Origin of the sequence: Gillisia lutea, from assembly GCF_021568705.1 — a bacterium.
GTDB lineage: Bacteria > Bacteroidota > Bacteroidia > Flavobacteriales > Flavobacteriaceae > Gillisia > Gillisia lutea.
Window position 1 is genome coordinate 239826 of the sequence record NZ_JAKGTH010000010.1, and the last position, 20643, is coordinate 260468.

At 36.1% G+C, this 20643-nt stretch carries 22 protein-coding genes; 5 read left to right on the forward strand and 17 right to left on the reverse strand.

Annotation, left to right across the window (positions count from 1 at the left end; translation table 11 throughout):
* Window positions 1–8: 8 nt before the first annotated feature.
* The 5 genes from gap to L1I30_RS12190 all read right to left on the reverse strand — a co-directional run bounded on the left by gap (window position 9) and on the right by L1I30_RS12190 (window position 3856).
* A complete protein-coding gene (gene gap, locus L1I30_RS12170; protein ID WP_236134568.1) occupies window positions 9–1013 on the reverse strand; it encodes a type I glyceraldehyde-3-phosphate dehydrogenase in 1005 nt (334 codons plus the stop codon).
* A 19-nt stretch (window positions 1014–1032) separates the two neighbouring features.
* Complete coding sequence (lipA, locus tag L1I30_RS12175) at window positions 1033–1905, reverse strand: lipoyl synthase (RefSeq protein ID WP_236134569.1); 873 nt, start codon at window positions 1903–1905, stop codon at window positions 1033–1035.
* 78 nt (window positions 1906–1983) lie between these two features.
* Window positions 1984–2550 carry an RNA polymerase sigma factor gene (locus L1I30_RS12180; protein WP_236134570.1) on the reverse strand — a complete coding sequence of 189 codons (567 nt, stop codon included), beginning with the start codon at window positions 2548–2550 and terminating at the stop codon, window positions 1984–1986.
* Window positions 2541–3644: a glycosyltransferase gene (locus L1I30_RS12185; RefSeq protein ID WP_236134571.1), complete on the reverse strand. Its 1104-nt coding sequence runs from the start codon at window positions 3642–3644 to the stop codon at window positions 2541–2543. Before L1I30_RS12185 ends, L1I30_RS12180 begins: the two co-directional genes overlap by 10 nt.
* Window positions 3645–3649: 5 nt before the next feature.
* Window positions 3650–3856 carry a membrane or secreted protein gene (locus tag L1I30_RS12190; protein ID WP_236134572.1) on the reverse strand — a complete coding sequence of 69 codons (207 nt, stop codon included), beginning with the start codon at window positions 3854–3856 and terminating at the stop codon, window positions 3650–3652.
* A gap of 166 nt (window positions 3857–4022) precedes the next feature.
* Here L1I30_RS12190 and L1I30_RS12195 point away from each other — a divergent pair, with 166 nt between their 5' ends.
* The gene (locus tag L1I30_RS12195; protein ID WP_236134573.1) at window positions 4023–4646 is read left to right on the forward strand and encodes a fasciclin domain-containing protein; all 624 of its coding nucleotides are present in this window, start codon (window positions 4023–4025) and stop codon (window positions 4644–4646) included.
* A 48-nt stretch (window positions 4647–4694) separates the two neighbouring features.
* Here the strand turns inward: L1I30_RS12195 and murB are convergent, their stop codons facing one another.
* Together murB and L1I30_RS12205 are read right to left on the reverse strand one after the other, a co-directional pair.
* On the reverse strand, window positions 4695–5708 hold the full coding sequence (murB, locus tag L1I30_RS12200) for a UDP-N-acetylmuramate dehydrogenase (RefSeq protein WP_236134574.1): 1014 nt from the start codon (window positions 5706–5708) through the stop codon (window positions 4695–4697).
* A complete protein-coding gene (locus tag L1I30_RS12205; RefSeq protein WP_236134651.1) occupies window positions 5708–6898 on the reverse strand; it encodes a pyridoxal phosphate-dependent aminotransferase in 1191 nt (396 codons plus the stop codon). The genes murB and L1I30_RS12205 overlap by 1 nt, the downstream gene beginning before the upstream one ends.
* A gap of 102 nt (window positions 6899–7000) precedes the next feature.
* On the opposite strand from L1I30_RS12205, the gene L1I30_RS12210 reads away from it, so the two are divergent.
* Window positions 7001–8329: a retropepsin-like aspartic protease gene (locus tag L1I30_RS12210; RefSeq protein ID WP_236134575.1), complete on the forward strand. Its 1329-nt coding sequence runs from the start codon at window positions 7001–7003 to the stop codon at window positions 8327–8329.
* Between the two features lie 29 nt (window positions 8330–8358).
* Here L1I30_RS12210 and L1I30_RS12215 read toward each other — a convergent pair whose 3' ends face one another.
* Window positions 8359–8748 carry a DUF1573 domain-containing protein gene (locus L1I30_RS12215; protein ID WP_236134576.1) on the reverse strand — a complete coding sequence of 130 codons (390 nt, stop codon included), beginning with the start codon at window positions 8746–8748 and terminating at the stop codon, window positions 8359–8361.
* 131 nt (window positions 8749–8879) lie between these two features.
* Between L1I30_RS12215 and L1I30_RS12220 the strand changes: the two genes are divergently transcribed.
* Window positions 8880–11510 (forward strand): valine--tRNA ligase, encoded by a 2631-nt coding sequence (locus L1I30_RS12220; RefSeq protein ID WP_236134577.1) that lies wholly within the window; start codon window positions 8880–8882, stop codon window positions 11508–11510.
* Window positions 11511–11554: 44 nt separating this feature from the next.
* Here the strand turns inward: L1I30_RS12220 and L1I30_RS12225 are convergent, their stop codons facing one another.
* From L1I30_RS12225 to rsfS, 6 genes are all read right to left on the reverse strand, one after another.
* Complete coding sequence (locus tag L1I30_RS12225) at window positions 11555–11821, reverse strand: acyl-CoA-binding protein (RefSeq protein ID WP_236134578.1); 267 nt, start codon at window positions 11819–11821, stop codon at window positions 11555–11557.
* Between the two features lie 11 nt (window positions 11822–11832).
* Window positions 11833–12483, reverse strand: coding sequence for a phosphatidylserine decarboxylase family protein (locus tag L1I30_RS12230; RefSeq protein WP_236134579.1), 651 nt, complete (start codon window positions 12481–12483; stop codon window positions 11833–11835).
* Window positions 12473–13276: a phosphatidate cytidylyltransferase gene (locus L1I30_RS12235; RefSeq protein WP_236134580.1), complete on the reverse strand. Its 804-nt coding sequence runs from the start codon at window positions 13274–13276 to the stop codon at window positions 12473–12475. The genes L1I30_RS12230 and L1I30_RS12235 overlap by 11 nt, the downstream gene beginning before the upstream one ends.
* A 3-nt stretch (window positions 13277–13279) precedes the next feature.
* Window positions 13280–13891 carry an LUD domain-containing protein gene (locus L1I30_RS12240; RefSeq protein WP_236134581.1) on the reverse strand — a complete coding sequence of 204 codons (612 nt, stop codon included), beginning with the start codon at window positions 13889–13891 and terminating at the stop codon, window positions 13280–13282.
* A gap of 97 nt (window positions 13892–13988) precedes the next feature.
* On the reverse strand, window positions 13989–16010 hold the full coding sequence (ftsH, locus tag L1I30_RS12245) for an ATP-dependent zinc metalloprotease FtsH (RefSeq protein WP_236134582.1): 2022 nt from the start codon (window positions 16008–16010) through the stop codon (window positions 13989–13991).
* Between the two features lie 17 nt (window positions 16011–16027).
* Complete coding sequence (rsfS, locus tag L1I30_RS12250) at window positions 16028–16399, reverse strand: ribosome silencing factor (protein WP_236134583.1); 372 nt, start codon at window positions 16397–16399, stop codon at window positions 16028–16030.
* Between the two features lie 92 nt (window positions 16400–16491).
* Here rsfS and L1I30_RS12255 point away from each other — a divergent pair, with 92 nt between their 5' ends.
* A complete protein-coding gene (locus L1I30_RS12255; protein ID WP_236134584.1) occupies window positions 16492–17223 on the forward strand; it encodes a biotin--[acetyl-CoA-carboxylase] ligase in 732 nt (243 codons plus the stop codon).
* On the opposite strand, the gene L1I30_RS12260 is transcribed toward L1I30_RS12255, so the two are convergent.
* Complete coding sequence (locus L1I30_RS12260; RefSeq protein WP_236134585.1) at window positions 17220–17612, reverse strand: SRPBCC family protein; 393 nt, start codon at window positions 17610–17612, stop codon at window positions 17220–17222. The genes L1I30_RS12255 and L1I30_RS12260 overlap by 4 nt on opposite strands.
* Before the next feature lies 1 nt (window position 17613).
* On the reverse strand, window positions 17614–18255 hold the full coding sequence (gene pyrE / locus L1I30_RS12265; protein ID WP_236134586.1) for an orotate phosphoribosyltransferase: 642 nt from the start codon (window positions 18253–18255) through the stop codon (window positions 17614–17616).
* 7 nt (window positions 18256–18262) lie between these two features.
* On the opposite strand from pyrE, the gene L1I30_RS12270 reads away from it, so the two are divergent.
* Window positions 18263–18886: an NUDIX hydrolase gene (locus L1I30_RS12270; RefSeq protein WP_236134587.1), complete on the forward strand. Its 624-nt coding sequence runs from the start codon at window positions 18263–18265 to the stop codon at window positions 18884–18886.
* Here L1I30_RS12270 and L1I30_RS12275 read toward each other — a convergent pair.
* The gene (locus tag L1I30_RS12275; protein ID WP_236134588.1) at window positions 18854–20605 is read right to left on the reverse strand and encodes a M14 family metallopeptidase; all 1752 of its coding nucleotides are present in this window, start codon (window positions 20603–20605) and stop codon (window positions 18854–18856) included. The two genes, L1I30_RS12270 and L1I30_RS12275, sit on opposite strands and share 33 nt — an antisense overlap.
* Window positions 20606–20643 lie beyond the last annotated feature (38 nt).

The window sequence follows — 20643 nt, forward strand, 5'->3', positions numbered from 1 at the left end:
TATAGGTATTATCTTGAAATGAAAGAAATTAAATCAATAAGGCGGCTAGAATATCCTATTTCATTATCATACCAGCCAATCAGTTTTATTAAATTCCCCCCTATAACCGAGGTCATTTTAGAATCGTATATACAGGAATGAGTATCTCCATTTATATCAATAGAAACAATGGGTTCGTCGGTGTAGCTCAGGTAATTCTTGAGATAGGTTTCTGATGCTTCTTTAAAAACAGCATTTACTTCTTCTATGCTAGTTTCTTTAAGCACATTTAGTGTCATATCGGTAAGCGATCCGTTGGGAACTGGTACTCTAATCCCGCAGCCTCCAATAACATCGCTAAGCTCGGGGAAAATTTTAGTCAGTGCTTTTGCGGCTCCCGTAGTCGTGGGAATTATAGATTGGGCCGCAGCACGAGATCTTCTCAGGTCGCGATGAGGTTGGTCGTGTAAGCTTTGATCAGAAGTATAAGAGTGTATGGTTGAAATATATGCATGTTTTACCCCAAAATTCTTATTGATAACATCTAGCATTGGGGCTGCATTATTGGTGGTACAGGAGGCATTGGAAATTATTTTTTCTGATCCATCCAGAATATTTTCGTTTACCCCTAAAACAACCATTTTTATAGTGTCATCTTCTGGAGGGGCTGATAAAATTACTTTTTTTACTCCTTCTTGAAGATGGTGTTTTAGATCTTCGGTTGTTTTGAATTTGCCGGTACTCTCAATAACATAATCAACTTTGTGCTTACTCCACTCAATTTCCTGTGGGTGTTTTTTGTTTAGAACAGGAATAGACCTGCCCTTTATTAAAATAGTAGAATTTTCTGAAGTAACCTTGCACCCAAGTTTTCCATGGATACTATCGTATTTTAATAAGTGGGTAAGGGTTACAGCATCAGCAAGATCATTAATGGCAACAACTTCTATAGTTTCATTGTCAATTACTAATCGAAATAGATTACGACCAATGCGACCAAATCCATTGATCGCAATTCTTATTTTCTTTGCCATTTAAACTCTCTTGTGGAAATTACGTTAGATGCTTTTGTGCTTTATAGGAAGATCTCACTAAGGCTCCGCTTTCTACATGTCGGAAACCTAATTCCAAACCTATAGTTTCGTATTTTTTGAATTGATCGGGAGTAATAAACTGTTTTACGGGTAAATGCCTTTTACTTGGTTGTAGATATTGTCCAATTGTTACAATATCAAGATTCACACTTCTAAGATCTTTTAGAGTTTGAATTACCTCTTCTTCAGTTTCGCCTAAACCTAGCATAATTCCCGACTTTGTTCTGGCAATACCCTGATCCTTTAAATATCTTAAAACTTCAAGGCTACGCTCGTATTTTGCCTGTATTCTTACCTCTCGGGTAAGACGCTTAACAGTTTCCATATTATGAGAAACAACTTCCGGGTTTACCTCGATAATACGATCTATATTTCTTTCATTGCCTTGAAAATCAGGGATAAGTGTTTCCAAAGTGGTTTCTGGATTCATTCTTCTAATGGCCTTCACTGTTTCTGCCCAAAGAATGGAACCCATATCTTTTAAGTCGTCTCTATCTACACTTGTAATTACAGCATGCTTAATTTTCATAAGCTTAATGGAGCGAGCAACTTTTTCAGGTTCATCCCAATCTACGGTATCAGGTCGACCGGTTTTTACGCCACAAAATCCGCAGGAACGCGTACATACATTTCCTAATATCATGAAGGTGGCAGTTCCCTCGCTCCAGCATTCTCCCATATTTGGGCAGCTTCCCGAAGTGCAAATGGTATGAAGATCATATTTATCGACCAGTCCTCTAAGTTCTGTGTATTTTTTTCCGGTAGGAAGTTTTACACGTAACCACTTAGGTTTTGGAGCTGATTTTGGGGTAGTTATAGTATCTGTTATCATATCAAAATTCTATGGCGCAAAGATACAATAATAAGGTGAAATCAGTTAATAAGGAGGGGAGACTTTAAGCAGTGCATATTACTTTCTTGACTCGATAATTTGAGCTAATAATTTTTTAGCTCGTAGCAAACGAACTTTCACATTGCTCATTGGTTCGTCCAAGTATGCTGCGATCTCTTTATAAGATTTTTCCTGGAAATATCTCAAATTGATGATCTCCTGGTAGGGAGGTTTTAACTGCTTAATGTCACTAAGCAATTGAGCCAAATGCTGTTCATTAATCAAAGTGTCTTCAATAGATGGGGTTTCATCGGCTACTGTATAGACTTTTTCGGTTTCATCTTCCGAAGTGTGGGCTCGAATGGAGCTTTTCTGTTTCCTTATAAGATCGATATGAATGTTTTTGGAAATGGTAATTAGCCAAGTTTTAAAGGAGTAATTGATGTCGAAAGTTTCCAGCTTATCAAAAGCTTTAGAGAAAGTTTGAATAGTAATCTCTTCGGCATCATATTCATTCCTGGTTCTTTTTAGCTGAAACATGTACACATCTGCCCAGAAAGTGTCCAGTAAAAATTTAAAGGCGGCTTGGTTCCCTTCCTGAGCCAGCTTAATTTGGCTAATTAAATTCCCCGGATTTATTTCCAATTGGTTGGTTTTGAAAAGAGATTGGAGCTAAAGATACCTATTTGTATTAATATTAAAAAGAATTCCAACACCGGGATAGCCCAAAGCAAATCCAATTCATCTAATTTTTTCGCCGATTTCCAAAAGACGATATACTGTATAATAAGTCTTAAAATAAACACTCCCAAAACTATTGGCCAGTAAAATTGGAGGGCTAAGAGTCCAATAAATAAAATCCAAAATACTAATTGCGATAGAAAAAAGGTTCCTAATAATAATTTATGATTGAATTTATAGTATTTGGCAGTTGTTATATGTCTTCTCTTCTGTTGGATCCAGCTTTTATAATCCGATTTGGGAACACTTCTGGTGATGGCGTCTTTGTCGAAACAAATCGCTGTGTTGAATTTAGTAGCGGCTTGGTTCACAAAAAGATCGTCATCTCCCGATTTTAAATGTAAATGAGTTGCAAATCCATTTTGATTGTAAAATTCGGCTGATGTATATGCGAGGTTTCTTCCCACTCCCATGTATGGAATCCCTAGTTTGGAGTATGAGAAATATTGAATTGCCGTTAGCATTGTCTCGAAACGAATAAGCTTATTTAAAAACGATAATTTTTGTTTGAAGTAACCGCCATAGCCCAACACTATAGATTTTTCGTCTATAAAATTGATTACCATTTTCTGGATCCAGAGATTAGATTCAGGAACACAATCGGCGTCAGTGAATAATAAATAAGGATTGCTAGCTTTTTTTATCCCCAAGGTAAGTGCATATTTCTTCTTGCCCCAAAAAGCTTCATTGTTTTCAACATTTACCAGCTTAACTCTAGGGTCAATATCACGGAAATTTTCCATAACTTCAAAGGTGTCATCAGAAGAAGCATCGTTGATAAGTATTACCTCGAAATTGGAATATTCCTGGTTTAATATATTGGGTATGAATTGCTTTAAATTCTCAGCTTCATTTTTAGCGCAAATAATTACAGAAACGGGAATATTTGTAGCAGTTGTGTTCTGACTCTTTGCTGCTGAAAAACTAAAATATCCTATGTAAAATAGGATATTTATAATCGAAAAGATTAAGAATGCGACTAGTAAAGTTATTGCCATACAGGTTAGTTTCCTTTTTCGGTATTAGCGCAATCTCCCATTTCTTCCGGTAATTTTCCGCAAAAACTGCAAGATTCTCCTTCTTTATTCAGAAAAGGACTTTGGCTGGCACATGTACCGGCAAATTTACCATCTTTCTTTCCCCATATTTTAATAGCGATTCCTGCGAATGCTAAACCTAGTAAGATAACTGTTATAAGTAGTAATTTCATAACTAAATTTTAGATTGCAAAAATAAGAATAAAATACACGCCTTAAAAACTAATTCTATTATTAGTATAACCTTTACAATATTTAACTAAACTTTAGTTGAAAAAAAAACAATAATATGGGCATCGGTGGTAACTTGCATCAATTAATTAACAAAAAACTTAAATTATGAAAATCAAAAATTTAATAATAGTTGCTGCATTATCAGCAATTGCTTTTACGTCTTGTGAAGATAACAAGAAGAAGGAGCAAGAAGAGAAAGACAAGATTGAAATGGAACGCGTTGAAGCCGAAAGAGAGGCTGAAATGAAAGCCAATGAAGCAAAAATGGAAATGGAATCTAACAGTATTGCAGCTAAAGCCATGGCAACTGCCGAGCTTAGTACTTTAGTTTCAGCATTACAATCTGCTGAACTTGCCACAATGATGAAAGAGGATGAAGGGCCATATACAGTTTTTGCTCCTACTAATGATGCCTTTGCGAAAGTGCCAAAGGCAACTCTAGATAAATTAATGACCGAAGAAGGTAAAGGTGATCTTAAAGATGTTTTACAATATCATGTAGTTAAAGATAAAATCACTGCTGAAGACTTGAAAAACAAAATCAAGGAAAATGATGGTTCTTATAAATTCAGTACCGTTGGAGGTGGAGAATTAACTGCGATGATGAGTGGTGAGAATGTTGTGTTAAAGGATGGAAATGGTAAAACTGCTACTATTGTAAAAGCTGATATTGAAGCTTCAAACGGTGTAGTTCATGAGATTGATGCTGTTGTGATGAAAAAGTCTTAATTAAAAGCACAATAAAACTAAAAATCCCGCATTTGCGGGATTTTTTATTTAAAAAATATTGACTTCAGGTTCTAATTTCACCCTGAATTTATCAAAGACTTTATGTTGAACTTCTTGGGCTAAAGTAAGAATGTCTTCCCCACTGGCATTTCCATAATTAACTAATACTAAGGCTTGATTTTTATGCACTCCCGCATCCCCGATGCGATAGCCTTTAAGGCCCGCCTTATCTATTAACCATCCCGCCGGAATCTTATACTCATGTTCAGAAACTTCATAAGAGGGGATTTCAGGATATTCCAATTTTAAACTTTTCAAGTCTTCGGTTGGAATAACCGGGTTTTTAAAAAAACTTCCACTATTTCCCAGTTCTGCCGGGTTGGGTAGTTTTTGCTGTCGTATTTTAATAACGGCCTTTGAAATATCTTGAATAGTGGGCTTAACTACTTCCGCCTCTTCCAGTGATGCATTTATGTCGCCATAATTGGTGCGAATGTTATGCGCATGTGTACTTAGCTTAAACCTTACACTTGTAATAATATACTTGCCTTTAACTTTGCTCTTAAAAATGGAATTTCGGTATCCAAATTCACAGTCAGCATTAATGAAAGTGACTTTTTCTAAGGTCTGTATATTTATAGCTTCACAGGAAATAAAGCTATCTTTTAGCTCTACCCCATAGGCGCCAATATTTTGGATTGGAGAGGTGCCAACATTCCCGGGAATGAGAGATAAATTCTCCAGGCCACCCCAGTTATTACTGAGAGTCCATAGCACAAATTCATGCCAATTCTCTCCCGCAGCGGCTTCCACAATAATGTAATCTTCTAAGTCTTCTACTACGCGCTTCCCTTTTATATCTATATGTAATACCGTCTTCTCGATATCTCTGGTTAATAGCATATTGCTACCACCACCTAAAATGAAAAGTTCTTCAGCATAGATTTTTTGAAGTACTTTTTCAAGTTCCGCAACATTAGTTACAGATATGAAGTTTTGTGCCTTCACATCTATCCCAAATGTGTTATAGTCTTTTAAAGATACATTATGCAAAACCTTCATTATTTGTTATATGCTATTAATGCTTCTTTCAATATGTTTATTGCTTTTTCAAGATCTTCCTTTTTTAATACGTATGCTATCCTTACCTGGTTGAGTCCTGTATTTGGAGTAGAATAGAACCCGGCAGCCGGGGCTACCATAATAGTCTCATTATTTAATTGGTAATCTTCCAAAAGCCATTTTGCAAAATCATCGGCATTGGTAACCGGTAGTTCCGCAATACAGTAAAAAGCTCCCTTTGGAACCGCAACTTTTACACCTTCTATTTCTTCTAGACCGGATATTAAAAGATTTCTTCTTGAAGTATATTCTTTAATAACATCATCAAAATAACTTTGTGGGGTGTCTAATGCTGCTTCGCTGGCTATTTGCTCAAAAGTTGGCGGACTTAATCTGGCCTGTGCAAACTTCATAGCAGTATTAATTACTTCTTTATTTTTGGAAACTAAGCATCCAATTCTGGCTCCGCACATGCTGTATCTTTTAGAAACAGAATCTATCATAATTGCATGTTGTTCCATTCCAGGAATGCTCATTATTGAGTAATGCTTGGCGCCATCGTATGCAAATTCGCGGTATACCTCATCGGCAACCACAAAAATATCATGCTTTATAGCGATTTCTGCCAATTGCTGAATTTCTTCTTTTGTATACAGATACCCGGTTGGATTTCCGGGGTTACATATAAGAATTGCCTTTGTTTTTGGCGTGATTAACTTTTCGAATTCACTAATAGGAGGTAAGGCGAAATTGGTTTCTATTTTAGATTCAACCGGAACAATTTTAACTCCGGAAGCGGTTGCAAATCCATTATAATTGGCATAAAATGGTTCAGGAATAATAATTTCATCTCCTGTATCGGCAATGCTACCCATTGCAAAAAGCAGCGCTTCCGAACCACCGGTAGTAATAATTATTTCTTCACTGGTTACTGGTATAGCTGTTTTATTATAGTAGTCAGCCAATTTTTTTCTATATCCTTCAAATCCTGCGGAATGACTGTAGGATAATACTTCAATATCATGGTTTCTTACCGCATCCATGGCAGCTGCAGGCGATTTTATGTCTGGCTGACCAATATTAAGTAAGTATATCTTTTTTCCGTTTTTTACTGCTTTTTCCGCAAATGGAACTAATTTTCTTATTGGTGATTCCGGCATGGAATTCCCTTTAACTGAAATTTTAGGCATAGCTTTAATTATTTTTTCCATGCAAAAATGCAAAATTAAAAGCAGATAGACTGATTAAGAATTATCAATTATCTCAGGATTTTTTGTATTTTAAAGAAAAAATTGAGATATTTTTTCTGGTCCTTCTTTTTTTGTGCCCTTCTGCCTTTTTCTTTGGCTGCTCAAGATGATTTTAATATTAGTGACAATAAAGATTACTTCGATCTCAAGTTTGAACTTGTAAATGATCTGGTAGTTATTCCGGTTGGTATTAACGGGGTGGAGTTGTCCTTTCTACTGGATACTGGAGTAGATTCTACTGTGCTGTTCAGCTTGCAGGAAAAAGATTCTTTGGAAATTAAAAATGCTACTGTAATCTATTTGAGAGGGCTCGGCGAAGGAGAGCCGGTGCGAGCGTTAAAATCTACGGGCAATGTGGCAGAAATTGGTTCTGCCTTTCATAGCAATTTAACTTTCTATGTCGTTTATGAACATGAGATCAGCCTTTCTAATAGAATAGGAGTTCCAATACATGGAATTTTAGGGTATGATTTTTTTAAGGATTTTGTAGTTGAATTCAATTACACAAAGAAAAGACTAAGAGCTTATAAGAATGATAAGTATAACTATAAATCCTGTGCCAGATGTGAAGATTTCAAACTTACCTTTCATAAAAACAAACCTTATATTGATGTAATCGCCGGACTTGACGGTACAAATGAGTTTATAGTAAGTTTATTAATTGATAGTGGTTCAGGAGATGCGCTTTGGTTATTTCAAGATCCGAAAAGTGGAGTGGTGGTGCCGGAAACTTATTTTGAAGATTTTTTGGGTTACGGAATGGGTGGAAGTGTTTATGGCTTAAGAAGTCGAATCCCGAGTTTTAAATTAGGGAAATTTAAGTTCAAAGAAGTTACTGCCAGCTTTCCAGATACCTTATATTTTTCAGGAATTGATACTTACAATAAACGCAACGGAACTATAGGAGCTCAAATTTTAAAAAGATTTCATTCAACTTTCGATTATAAAAATGAGCGCCTTCGGCTAAAGCCTAATAAATATTTTAAAGATCCTTTTGAATATGATATGAGCGGGATCGTACTTGCGCATGATGGCTATACGGTAGTGAAGGATATTGAAAACTATATCCCTCAAGGTGATCCAAATGAAACTCATGGAGGAGTAATTGCTTTTAAAAGCGAGGTGGATATTAAATATGTTCTGGAGCCAGAATATAAAATTGTAGAAATTCGACCCGGTTCGCCTGCGGAAATAGAAGGGTTAATGATTGATGATGTTGTACTGGAAATTAATGGCAGACCCACCTATAAATTTAGTTTAGAGCAAATTAATAAAATATTTAGTGCTGCTCAAGGCAAAAGAGTTAAACTGCGTATTAGAAGGAAAGGAGTGGAAAAGGTGGTTAGCTTTAAACTCGAAAAAATACTATAAAAAAACTCCCAATTTGGGAGTTTTATATTTTAGATCTCTTCTTCCGGGTCTAGAACTTTTCCTTTAATCTTGATAGCTTTCGTGGGTTCATCGGCATTTGAATAAATCGTAATGGTTCTTCTTATGGGACCTGTTCGGCTGGTGTCATATTTAACCTGGATTTCTCCACTGCCGCCAGGCGAAATTGCCGTTTTTGTCCATGTGGGTACTGTACATCCACAGCTGGAATATACATTTTCAATAACCAAGGGGGCATTTCCTATATTTTTAAAAGTGAAAACCCGCACTCCATTACTTCTTTTCTCGATCTCTCCATAATCGATAACTTCCGATTTAAACTCGAATTTGGCAACATTTTGGGCTGCCATACTGGTGTAACCGGCAATGATCAATATTAAAACTGAAAGAAATTTTTTCATAATTTTTCTTTTTAATTATAGTAAAGATAAGTCATTTTGATTCAGACCCAAAGGTATTAGCAAAACAACTCCTTTTATTATCCTTAACTAATGAGTACTTTTGCCCTTATTTTTCAAAAATTAGACCAAAGATGGCGATATCCCAAAATTACGAATCTCAAAAGGTAGAAGATAAATGGTATAACTACTGGATGGAACACAATTTCTTCCATTCTGAAGTTGATGAAAGAACTCCATATACTATTGTGATACCTCCTCCAAACGTAACAGGGGTACTGCATATGGGACATATGCTTAATAATACTATTCAGGATGTATTAATTAGAAGAGCGCGATTTAAAGGTTTTAACGCCTGTTGGGTACCGGGTACAGATCATGCTTCTATTGCCACTGAGGCAAAAGTTGTAGCCAAGCTTAAAGCAGAGGGTATTAATAAAAATGACCTCACTCGTGAGGAATTTTTGGAACATGCCTGGGATTGGACGCATAAGCATGGCGGAATAATTTTAGAACAGCTAAAGAAATTAGGAGCTTCTTGTGATTGGGAGCGCACTAAATTTACTATGGACGATACTATGTCGGCTTCTGTAATTAAGGTTTTCGTAGATCTATATGAAAAAGGATTGATCTATCGTGGTTATAGAATGGTGAATTGGGATCCTGAGGCGAAAACCACACTTTCTGATGAAGAGGTTATCTATCAGGAAAAACAGGGTAATTTATATTATTTAAATTATAAAATCGAGAATAGCGATGAAACTGTAACAATTGCTACTACTCGTCCCGAAACTATTTTAGGAGATACAGCAATATGTATCAATCCCAACGATGAGCGTTTTGCCCATTTACGAGGTAAAAAAGCTATAGTGCCATTAGCCAACCGTACAATTCCAATTATTGAAGATGATTATGTAGATGTGGAATTTGGGACAGGATGTTTAAAAGTAACTCCGGCTCATGATGAAAATGATAAAGCTATTGGTGAGCACCATAACCTTGAAGTGATAGATATCTTTAATGATGATGCTACTTTGAATTCCTTTGGGCTTCATTATAAAGGAATGGATCGATTTGATGCCAGAAAGAAAATAGTAAACGAATTAGAAGAACTTGGAATTTTAGTTAAAACTGAAACCCATATAAATAAAGTGGGAACTAGTGAGCGTACTGGTGCTGTTATTGAGCCAAAGTTAAGCGACCAGTGGTTCTTGAAAATGAAAGATCTTGCTCAGCCTGCCTTAGATGCTGTGCTGGATAAGGATGTGAATTTAGTGCCAGATAAGTTTGTAAATACGTACAAGCACTGGATGGAAAATGTTAGAGATTGGAATATCTCAAGACAACTGTGGTGGGGACAGCAAATACCTGCATATTTCTATGGAGATGGAAAAGAAGATTTTGTAGTTGCTGAAAATGCTGAAAAAGCATTGGAAAAGGCAATTGAAAGAACAGGAAAGAGCTCGTTAACCATAACGGATCTTACTCAGGATGCTGATGCTTTGGATACTTGGTTTTCTTCTTGGTTATGGCCAATGAGTGTTTTTAATGGAATTCTCGAACCGGACAATAAGGAAATAAATTATTATTATCCTACTAATGACCTAGTAACTGCGCCGGAGATTCTTTTCTTTTGGGTAGCAAGAATGATTATTGCGGGATATGAATATAGAGGTGAGAAACCTTTTACGAATGTGTATTTAACCGGGATTGTTAGAGATAAACAACGCCGTAAGATGTCGAAATCTTTAGGAAACTCTCCAGACCCATTAGCATTAATAAATCAATACGGGGCAGACGGGGTAAGAGTGGGGATGTTACTAAGTTCGCCTGCAGGGAATGACCTTATGTTTGATGAAGACCTATGTAAACAAGGGAGCGGATTTATAAATAAAATATGGAATTCCTTTAAACTGGTTAATAGCTGGGAAGTTGATGAGAATAAGCAACAAAATGAAGCAGCCAAGTTAGCCGTAAAATGGTATAAAGCAAAATTCCAAAAAACCTTGTTGGAAATTGAAGATCATTATTCTAAATATAGAATGAGTGATGCTCTAATGGCAACCTACAAATTGGTGTGGGATGACTATTGTTCTTGGTTCTTAGAAATGGTGAAGCCGGCTTTCGGTGAAGCAATTGATAAAAAGACTTATGATGAGGTAATAAGCATATTGGAAGATAATTTAAAGATCCTTCATCCTTTTGTGCCTTTTGTTTCTGAAGAGATCTGGCAGCAGTTGAAAAGTAGAACTCCGGAAGAGGCATTAATTATTTCAAGATGGCCTGAATTTGTTGAGGTCGACCAGAACATAATTAATGAATTCTCATTTGCATCTGAAGTGATTTCGGGAGTAAGAACTATTAGAAAATCTAAAAACATTTCGTTTAAAGATGAAATAAACCTGGCAGTTCTTAATGCTGAGAATGCTTCTGAAAATTTTAATCCTGTAATTAAGAAGATGTGTAATATTGCTGATATCAATTATGTAACGCAACAGGTAGACGGGGCTTTATCTTTTAGAGTTAAAGCAAATGAGTACTTTATTCCTATGGAAGGTGCTATAGACGTCGAGGAGGAAATAAAGAAACTTACTGAAGAACTTAATTATACGGAAGGTTTCTTGAAATCGGTTCAAAAGAAACTATCAAATGAGCGTTTTGTAAATAATGCACCTGAAAGCGTTGTGGCTGTCGAAAAAGCAAAACAGGCCGATGCAGAAGCAAAAATCGAGGTGCTGAAGAAGAGTTTAGCTGCCTTGAAATAAGTTTTTTATTTCGCCAGAGCGATAAAATTGAATAGGGGAAGTAATTATACTTCCCCTATATATTTTTGTACCATTTCAATATATTTGATCTTGGCTTCTTCCGGACTTATACTCTCTACCTGAAGCAGCGCATTAGCTTTAAAGCCACTTCTCACATCTTCCTCATCTCTTGGACTGTAGAACCCGTTTTTTTCAGTTGCTCGCTTATAGTACGCATAGAAATGCAATAAAATATCGGGAGGGAATTTTAAAGTAGTTGTATTGGCCATTTCATAGGCCTTTTTAAATTGTTCTTCTGTAAAGTTTGCCATTTGTTCTTTTCTTAAATATTGGCAATTACACTCAGGCCGCCTTTTACCTTATCATTTAACTTTACATTGATCTTGGTGTTTAAAGGGAAGAAAATATCTACTCTGGAACCAAATTTAATGAAGCCACTATCACTTCCTTGTGCTACTTCTTCTCCTTCAACCGCATAATTCACAATACGTTTGGCCAGAGCTCCAGCCACCTGTCTATAAAGAATTTCTCCAAATTCGCTATTTTCAACCACAACGGTAGTTCGCTCATTTTCTTCACTGGACTTAGGGTGCCAAGCAACAAGAAACTTTCCGGGATGATATTTACTGTATTTTACAATTCCTCCAACAGGGTGACGCGTTACGTGTACATTTATGGGGGACATGAAAACAGAAACCTGTAATCTTTTATCTTTAAAGTATTCTTTTTCAAATACCTCTTCAACAACAACCACTTTTCCATCAACTGGAGATACCGCATATGAGCTGTCGAGTTGGGTTAAGCGTTTAGGATTTCTAAAAAACTGAAGTATCATTATTAAAATAACGATACTAACCGCTAGAATAGAGAATTTTATCCAATAAGTATTAATGGATAAATAAGAGATAATATTTACCGCAAGCAACAATAGCACGGTAGAAGTAATTATTTTGTAGCCTTCTTTATGAAACATAATTAACTATTAATAAGTAAGCATATACAAACGGACTAGAAAAAATGATACTGTCTAATCTGTCAAAGAGTCCTCCGTGACCAGGCATTAATTTACCACTATCTTTTACTCCTGCCTGCCTTTTGAATTTAGACTGAATAAGATCTCCGAGGGTGCCAAAAATACTCAATATTATTGCCATTCCCAACCAGAACTGAAAATTGAGGTAATGAGTGAAATAAAATATGAAGTAACCCGCGATGCAATTAAACACCAATCCGCCTAAAAATCCTTCTACAGTTTTATTAGGAGAGATCTTTTCATATAGCTTATTTTTTCCAAAATTCTTACCTACTATATAAGCAAACGTATCATTGGTCCAAATTAGTACAAATACTCCAACGATCAATTCAGGATTGAAAACCCCGGTATATGTTGGTATAAGAGTAAGGAAGATGATAGATGATATAAGATAGAAAATGAGGATGATATATTTCTTCTTTTCAAATACAGGTATCTTTCTAATGAATAATAGATCCTTAACTAGAAAAAGATTTACAAATATCGTTATGCACAATAACAGGATTGTGGCATTGGTGCTGAATTTCATGTAGCTGAAAAGCAGAAAGAACAGTGCATGTACAAAGTACAATGCATAACTTTTTAAGCGCAATAATTTTTCCAATTCCAATAAGCAAACAAAGCCAATTAGAAAAAACAGGGATATGAATATTGATTCTGAGGAGATTATGGAAACCACCAAAATAGCGATATACAATAAACCCGAAATTGCCCTAATAATAGATTCCTTCATATGTTATAGATCTTCCAGCAGCAGCAAATATAGGTTTTTTGTACTACTTCCATAACTCATAAAATCACCTTCTTTTTTAGTTTCGAAACTTTTAATGGTGGTGATATTTGAAGGTATTCTTTCTTTATTGTTGAATTTGATTCCTCTTAGGCCTTCGCCAATTGTATCAACTAACTGACTTGTAGATGCCAGGATAATGAAGTTGTCTGGCAACTCATTTAATTTTTTCTCTTTAATCTGGTTAGAGGAGATAAGGATTGAGCCGTCGTTGGCAATTAAATATTCACATGTGGAAAGGAAGAAGGAAGAACTTCCGGATTTATTGAATTCAAGATTGAATTTATCGAATTTACTCCTCAAATTTGGGTCAAAACAACAGGTCTCATTTTCATACCAATCATTTTCTAACAAGATGTTATCAAAAGCATCTTGTACTTCCTGATCGTTCTCGCAGTATAAGAATTTCCCGCCATTATTTTTGAAATTGAGCATAAATCGCTCATCAGTAGGAAGCTTAACATCAGGCATATATTTACCACGGTCGGTTTGCTCTGGAGCATCTTGACCTTTGTCTGATTTAGATTTGGGGTTCAAAAATTTTCTAAATAGACTCATAATGAGATAAGGGGTTATATATCGCCTATTACCAAAGGTAAAAAATCTTAATTTAACGCTACGTCAAATTAAGATTTTTTCCAATAGTTCGGTAAAATTAATTATTTATAGAAGAACCTTCGTTTAATTTAGTATCATCATTAGAAATTTCAGCAGCATTTCCTGCTGTATTCTTTGTCACTAATGGCACTTCCTCTTTGGGTGCAAACGGACGATCTCCAAATATTTTTTGCAAATCATCTTTGAAAATAACTTCTTTATCAAGAAGAATTTCTGCCAACTGAGTAAGTTTATCTTTATTGGCCTCTAGTAATTCTATTGCTCTTTGATATTGTGACTCTATTAGGTTAGATATCTCTTTATCTATGAGTTCCGAAGTTTTTTCGCTGTATGGTTTTGTGAAGTTATATTCACTTTGTCCTGTTGAATCGTAGAAAGTTAAGTTTCCAACTTTGTCATTAAGACCATAGATAGTTACCATGGCACGAGCTTGTTTGGTTACTTTCTCAAGATCGCTAAGAGCTCCGGTTGATATTTTGTTGAAAATAACTTTCTCTGCAGCTCTACCTCCTAATGCAGCACACATTTCGTCCAGCATTTGTTCCGGTCTAACAATTAGACGTTCTTCCGGCAAATACCAGGCGGCACCAAGAGATTGTCCTCTAGGTACAATAGTAACCTTTACTAAAGGAGCAGCGTGTTCCAGCATCCAGCTGGCAGTTGCGTGCCCTGCTTCATGAAAAGCGATTGCTTTTTTCTCGTCTGGGGTGATAATCTTGTTTTTCTTTTCCAGTCCGCCAACAATTCTATCTACGGCATCTAAGAAATCCTGTTTTCCTACAGCTTTGTTTCCTTTTCTAGCAGCGATTAGTGCGGCTTCATTACACACATTGGCAATATCGGCTCCTGAGAATCCCGGAGTTTGCTTCGCTAAAAATTCAATATCAAGTTCTTCAGCAACCTTTTTGATAGGGCGTAAGTGTACTTCAAATATCTCCTTACGTTCTCTAACATCTGGAAGGTCTACATAAATTTGTCTATCAAATCGCCCTGCTCTCATTAATGCCTTATCTAAAACATCGGCACGGTTGGTTGCAGCTATAACAATAACATTAGTATTGGTTCCAAAACCGTCCATCTCTGTAAGAAGCTGGTTAAGAGTGTTTTCTCTTTCATCATTAGAACCTGAGAAGTTGCTTTTTCCCCTTGCTCTACCTATAGCATCAATTTCATCTATAAAAATGATAGACGGAGATTTTTCTTTTGCTTGTTTGAATAAGTCTCTAACTCTGGAAGCTCCAACTCCTACAAACATCTCTACGAAGTCTGAACCCGATAAGGAAAAGAAAGGAACTTTAGCCTCTCCTGCAACTGCTTTAGCAAGTAAGGTTTTACCTGTTCCCGGAGGTCCTACTAGTAAAGCACCTTTTGGTATTTTACCACCAAGAGCAGTGTATTTTTCCGGTGTTTTTAGGAAGTCTACGATTTCCTGAATTTCTTCTTTTGCACCTTCCAATCCTGCAACATCTTTAAAGGATGTTTTAACATCTGTATTCTGGTCAAAAAGCTTTGCCTTGGATTTTCCAATATTGAAAATTTGACCCCCGGGGCCACCGCCACCGCCAGAACTCATTTTACGCATTATAAAGATCCAAATCCCTATAATTAATACAAATGGTAAAATTCCTATAATTAGATCACCCCAAAGGTTGGTTTGAGTGTTATAGGTTACAATAGTATCGAGATTGTATTCGGTTTTTATAGTCTGAATTTTGTTCTCAAAATTCTGTAGATCTCCAAATTCAAAAGAATAAGCCGGACTGTCGCCCCCTGTAAAAAGCTCTGGCTCTTTAGATTTCTTATGAAGATCTTTTGCCTTTGCCTCTTCGGTTAAATATACCTTTGCCTGATTTCGGTTAACTATAACCACCTTATCTACATCGCCCGCCTTCAAAAAATTTTCAAATTCTGCCGGATTTGTTTTTGCAGGTTCGTTGAATCCTGAACCCCCAAAGAAATTGATTCCTATAAAAATTATAATGATAGCCGCATAAATCCAATATGCGCTAAACTTAGGTTTTTTAGGTTCTAATTTTTTATTTACTTGCTTATTAGCCATTCTAATTTACTTGTTTCTTAATAATTAGTTTCAATGGAAGTGATCTTTGCATCCCCCCACAAACTTTCAATATCATAGTACTCTCTAATATGTTTTTGAAAAACATGTACCACTACATTCACATAATCCATTAACACCCATTCAGCATTATCGGTTCCTTCAATATGCCAAGGCTTATCTTTTAGAGATTTACTAACTGTCTTTTGGATAGAGTTTACTATGGCGTTTACCTGCGTATTTGAAGTCCCACTGCAGATAACGAAATAATCACAAACGGTATTTTCAATTTCTCTTAGGTCAAGAATATCGATTTCATTTCCTTTTACTTCTTCAATTCCTTTTATAATGTGAGCTATAAGTTGATCGTTGTTAATTTCTTTATTTGCCATTAAATTATTTTCTTTACGCAAAGTTATTACTTTTTAGTCTTTTTTACTGTCGTTAACAAAATAATTAACGCCTAGGTAAGTCCTTTTCATATATGCGTATAATCAAAGTTAGTGCCACCCAATCTACCAATTCTTTTGCAAGGGAGTGGTATCAATCTAATAGAAGTTCTTTGCCGGTTTGCATTATTGCGGCAAATCAAACTTCGGGACGCGGTCAGAGGGGTGCGACGTGGGTTTCAAAAGCTGGTGAAAACCTCACTTTTAGCGTGGTATACCCAAATCCCGAATTGGCTATTCAGGATCAATTTTTGTTAAGTGCAAGTGTGGGGTTGGCAATTTTAGATGCCATGAAAGAACTAAATATTTATAATTTAAATTTAAAATGGCCTAACGACATATTGGCAGCTAATTTTAAAATTGGAGGTATTTTAATAGAGAATATTCTAAACTCCGGAAAAATTGATAGTTGTATTATAGGAATTGGCCTGAATGTGAACCAGCTTTCATTTCCCGGTCTACCCAAAGCTTCCTCTTTGAAGAGCTTAAATGGAAGGCAATTTGAATTAGAAGAGGTGTTAAGCGTGCTCTTGCAAAAACTAAATGATAGATTGGACTCCTTGCCGGTAACATTAGCAGAAGAAGTATTAAAGGAGTATGAAGATGTCTTATTTAGAAAAGGAAAGGTTTCTACGTTTCAATTAAAAGACTCTTCTATGTTAACAGGGATAATTGTAGGAATAACCTCCACCGGACTACTAAAAGTACAAGTGGAGGATAATAAGATCTTACAATTTGATTTAAAGGAGCTTAAGTTGCTCTTTTAAAGCTTTGATACGTTTTCGCTAAGCGTATTAATGAACTTTTGTAATGGGCCTTTTACCATCATAGCCATCATGGCATTAAATTTACCGTCGAAGGTGAGTTGTACTTCACTTTTATCTTCTGCAGCAGCATTAATAGCGATGCTTAATGAGAAATCGAATTTAGGAGAGGTAGATCCTAATACTACCAATTCTGGTTCACGGGTCTCCTTAATTTGAAGCTCTATTTGTGGCATTCCTTTTAAAGCAAATAAAAAGGTATCGGGTGCAGTAACTTCAAACTTCTCAATACTGCTAGGCATTAATTGCTTGTAGTTCTCTATGTTGGTTAGGAAATTATACATTTCCTGTTGGTTCTTTGGTGCGGTTACGCGTGGACTTTCTAAATTCATTTTATGGTTTCCAGTTACTTGGGTCTTTACGCCAGGATTTTAAGGTCTCGGCTTCAGATGTTTTAATATAATTTGTTTTTAACGCAGTATCTATAAGATGTTCATAATTGCTTAAGCTGTAAAAGTCTACTCCTGCCTTTTTGAAATTCTCTTCTGAAATTGAGAAGCCATAAGTGAAAATAGAGAGTAAGCCTTTAATATGTGCATTGGCTTCCTGCAGCGCTTTTACGGCATTTAAGCTACTGTTTCCAGTGCTAATAAGGTCTTCAATCACCACTACGGTTTGTCCGCTTTCAAGATTTCCTTCAATTTGGTTTTTCCTGCCATGACCTTTTGCTTCAGGGCGAACATATATAAATGGGAGATTCATATATTCAGCAACCAGCATTCCAATACCAATGGCACCCGTGGCAACCCCGGCAATAACGTCGGGTTTCCCGTATAATTCTTCTATCTGGCGAGCAAAGTTCTCTCTTACGAAGTTTCTTATTGGAGGATAAGACAAAATGATCCTGTTATCGCAGTAGATAGGTGATTTCCATCCGCTGGCCCATGTAAAGGGTTGTTGTGGTTCTAATTTAATTGCTTTAATTTGCAAAAGCAATTCAGCAGTTTTTATCGCTGTTTCTTTATTTAAAATCATACTGCAAATGTATAAAGTTTTTGTAAATGATATTCCAATAATTCTTTCAACAAATAAGGATATTGGCGAGAACTATTCCTCTTACCCTATTAAAACCGCAAAGTTAAAGCGGATTATTAATAAAATAAACGCCGGAGAACTTTTATATGTTAATCTTTATCATGAAGATGAAGAGAAACTTTTTAAGCATTTGCTTAAAAAATTACCGGTTGTAACAGCTGCCGGAGGAATGGTGTTTAACGATAATGAAGAAATACTATTTATTTACAGAAATAAACGTTGGGACCTTCCTAAAGGAAAGACTGAAAAAGGTGAGTCTTTAGAAGAAAGTGCTATCAGGGAGGTAGAAGAGGAGACGGGAGTGAAGGATCTTGAGATTAGACGTTTCCTTAGAAAGACCTATCATATTTTTAAGCGTAAGGATAAATTTAAGCTGAAGGTCACTCACTGGTATGAAATGTATTCTCCCTATACAGGAGAGCTGATACCCGAACATTCGGAAGGGATTAAGAAAGTGAAGTGGAAGAACTTTGCAAAGTCTCAAAAAGCCCTCACAAAATCTTATGCTAACATAAAATTACTTTTTCCAAAAGAATATTTAACGACCCACCCGGAAGATAGGGTAGCGTAAGTGTGCTTTTTCGTAATATTTAGATTTTTTGTGAAGCCATTCTAATTGTGAATACCAATTTTTGGAAAATTCAGCGTCACTTTTTTTCTTATCCTGAAACTCTTCATTCAATGCTTGATCTTTATCGAGCATTTTTTTTGCAATATCTTCAAACACATAGGGGGAGAACCCTTCTTTCTGCTGAAGGATACTGTCGAAGAAATTCCAGTTGAAAAACGAATCGTGAGCAATAGGTTCCAGTGTTTCTAATAAATATCGTACCGCAGGCTGAAAGCTTTTTATGTACATATCGCCTTTTCTGAACTTAACACTGTCTTTGGTGGTGAGCACCGAAGTATTGGAATGAGGATAATGACCTTCATAAGGCGTGTTGGAAGTATCGTATTTGTCGACATGATATACCTCAACCAGAAGCGTAGTATCTCTTTCAAAAGCGGTCATTTCCACCTTATTAGATTTTAGAATTTCTAATACATTCCACCAGCCTTGGGGAATTATATAAGCTCGCGGAATTTCTATCTGGTTTGTGGCCTTAAAATTATTATAGTAGTCGGTTTCCTTAGTAAAAGGCTTAGTTGTATCGTACTTTAACCTGTTTTCACCGGTTATCTCACTGGTAATGGTCTCTGCTTCAAAACCTTTAAAATTTAGTTTTGTCACTTTGCTGCTATCTACTTTAAAATTAGTTGGGTAGTAGCGTTCTGTGAGGTATTTTCGTTGCGCCCGTGCTCGAAGGTCTTTTATGGTTTCAACATCTCTTTCAGCGATATCTATAATAGAGGAAAGAGCTTTGTAGGTACCGCGTACTCGTTTGTTATATGGTTTCAGCATGTGCGTTTCAATCATCAACCCAAGCGTATTCCAAAGGCTGGTATAGCCGGTAGAATAACGAGGGTGATCCATAAATTGGGTGAAACCCTTTTCTGGCACCGCGTTAAAAACATTCACATAAGGGGTGATATCCCATTCATGTTCCCATAATATTTTTTCTAAAGAGGGCATCATTTTTTTGTGAAGATAATTACCCAGTTCTCCTCCTAGTTTATTGTGTTGAGTGAATAAATGAGTTAGGGTATATTGATAATCGGCACCATTACTAACGTGAGTATCAATAAAAATATCAGGTTTCACCTTATGGAAAATTTCGGCAAAGCTTTTTGTGTTCTTGGTGTCACTTTTAATAAAATCTCGGTTTAGATCGTAATTTCTGGCATTTCCGCGAAATCCGTATTCCTTTGGTCCGTTTTGATTGGTTCTTGACGTAGAATTTCTGTTTAATGCTCCTCCAATATTATAAACCGGGATAGCAGCAAGAATAGTGTTTTTTGGCACATTGATAGAATCCTGAGCAAGGTCTCTAAAAAGAAGCATGGTTGCATCAATTCCATCACTTTCTCCGGGATGAATTCCATTGTTGATAAGGACAATATTGTGGTCTTCTCTTAAATTGTCAAAATCGAACTCCTCATCGGGGCTAAAAATTGCTAAATGTAGAGGCTCTCCACTATCTGTAGTACCATACTCTTCAAAGCTTACAGTAGGATAGGTTTCGGCTAATTCCTGATAAAAATCGATAATCTGCTTATAAGTAGCTGTTTTTTTGCCTTCAGATTTCTCAAATACGGTTTCAAAATCGTATTTTTTTTCCAACTTATACTTAGATAGATCGCAAGATATCAGGCAAATAAGGGAAATTGCCGCTATAGCTATTTTTTTCATAGAGCTGAACCAATTAATAATATAAACTTACTCAAATC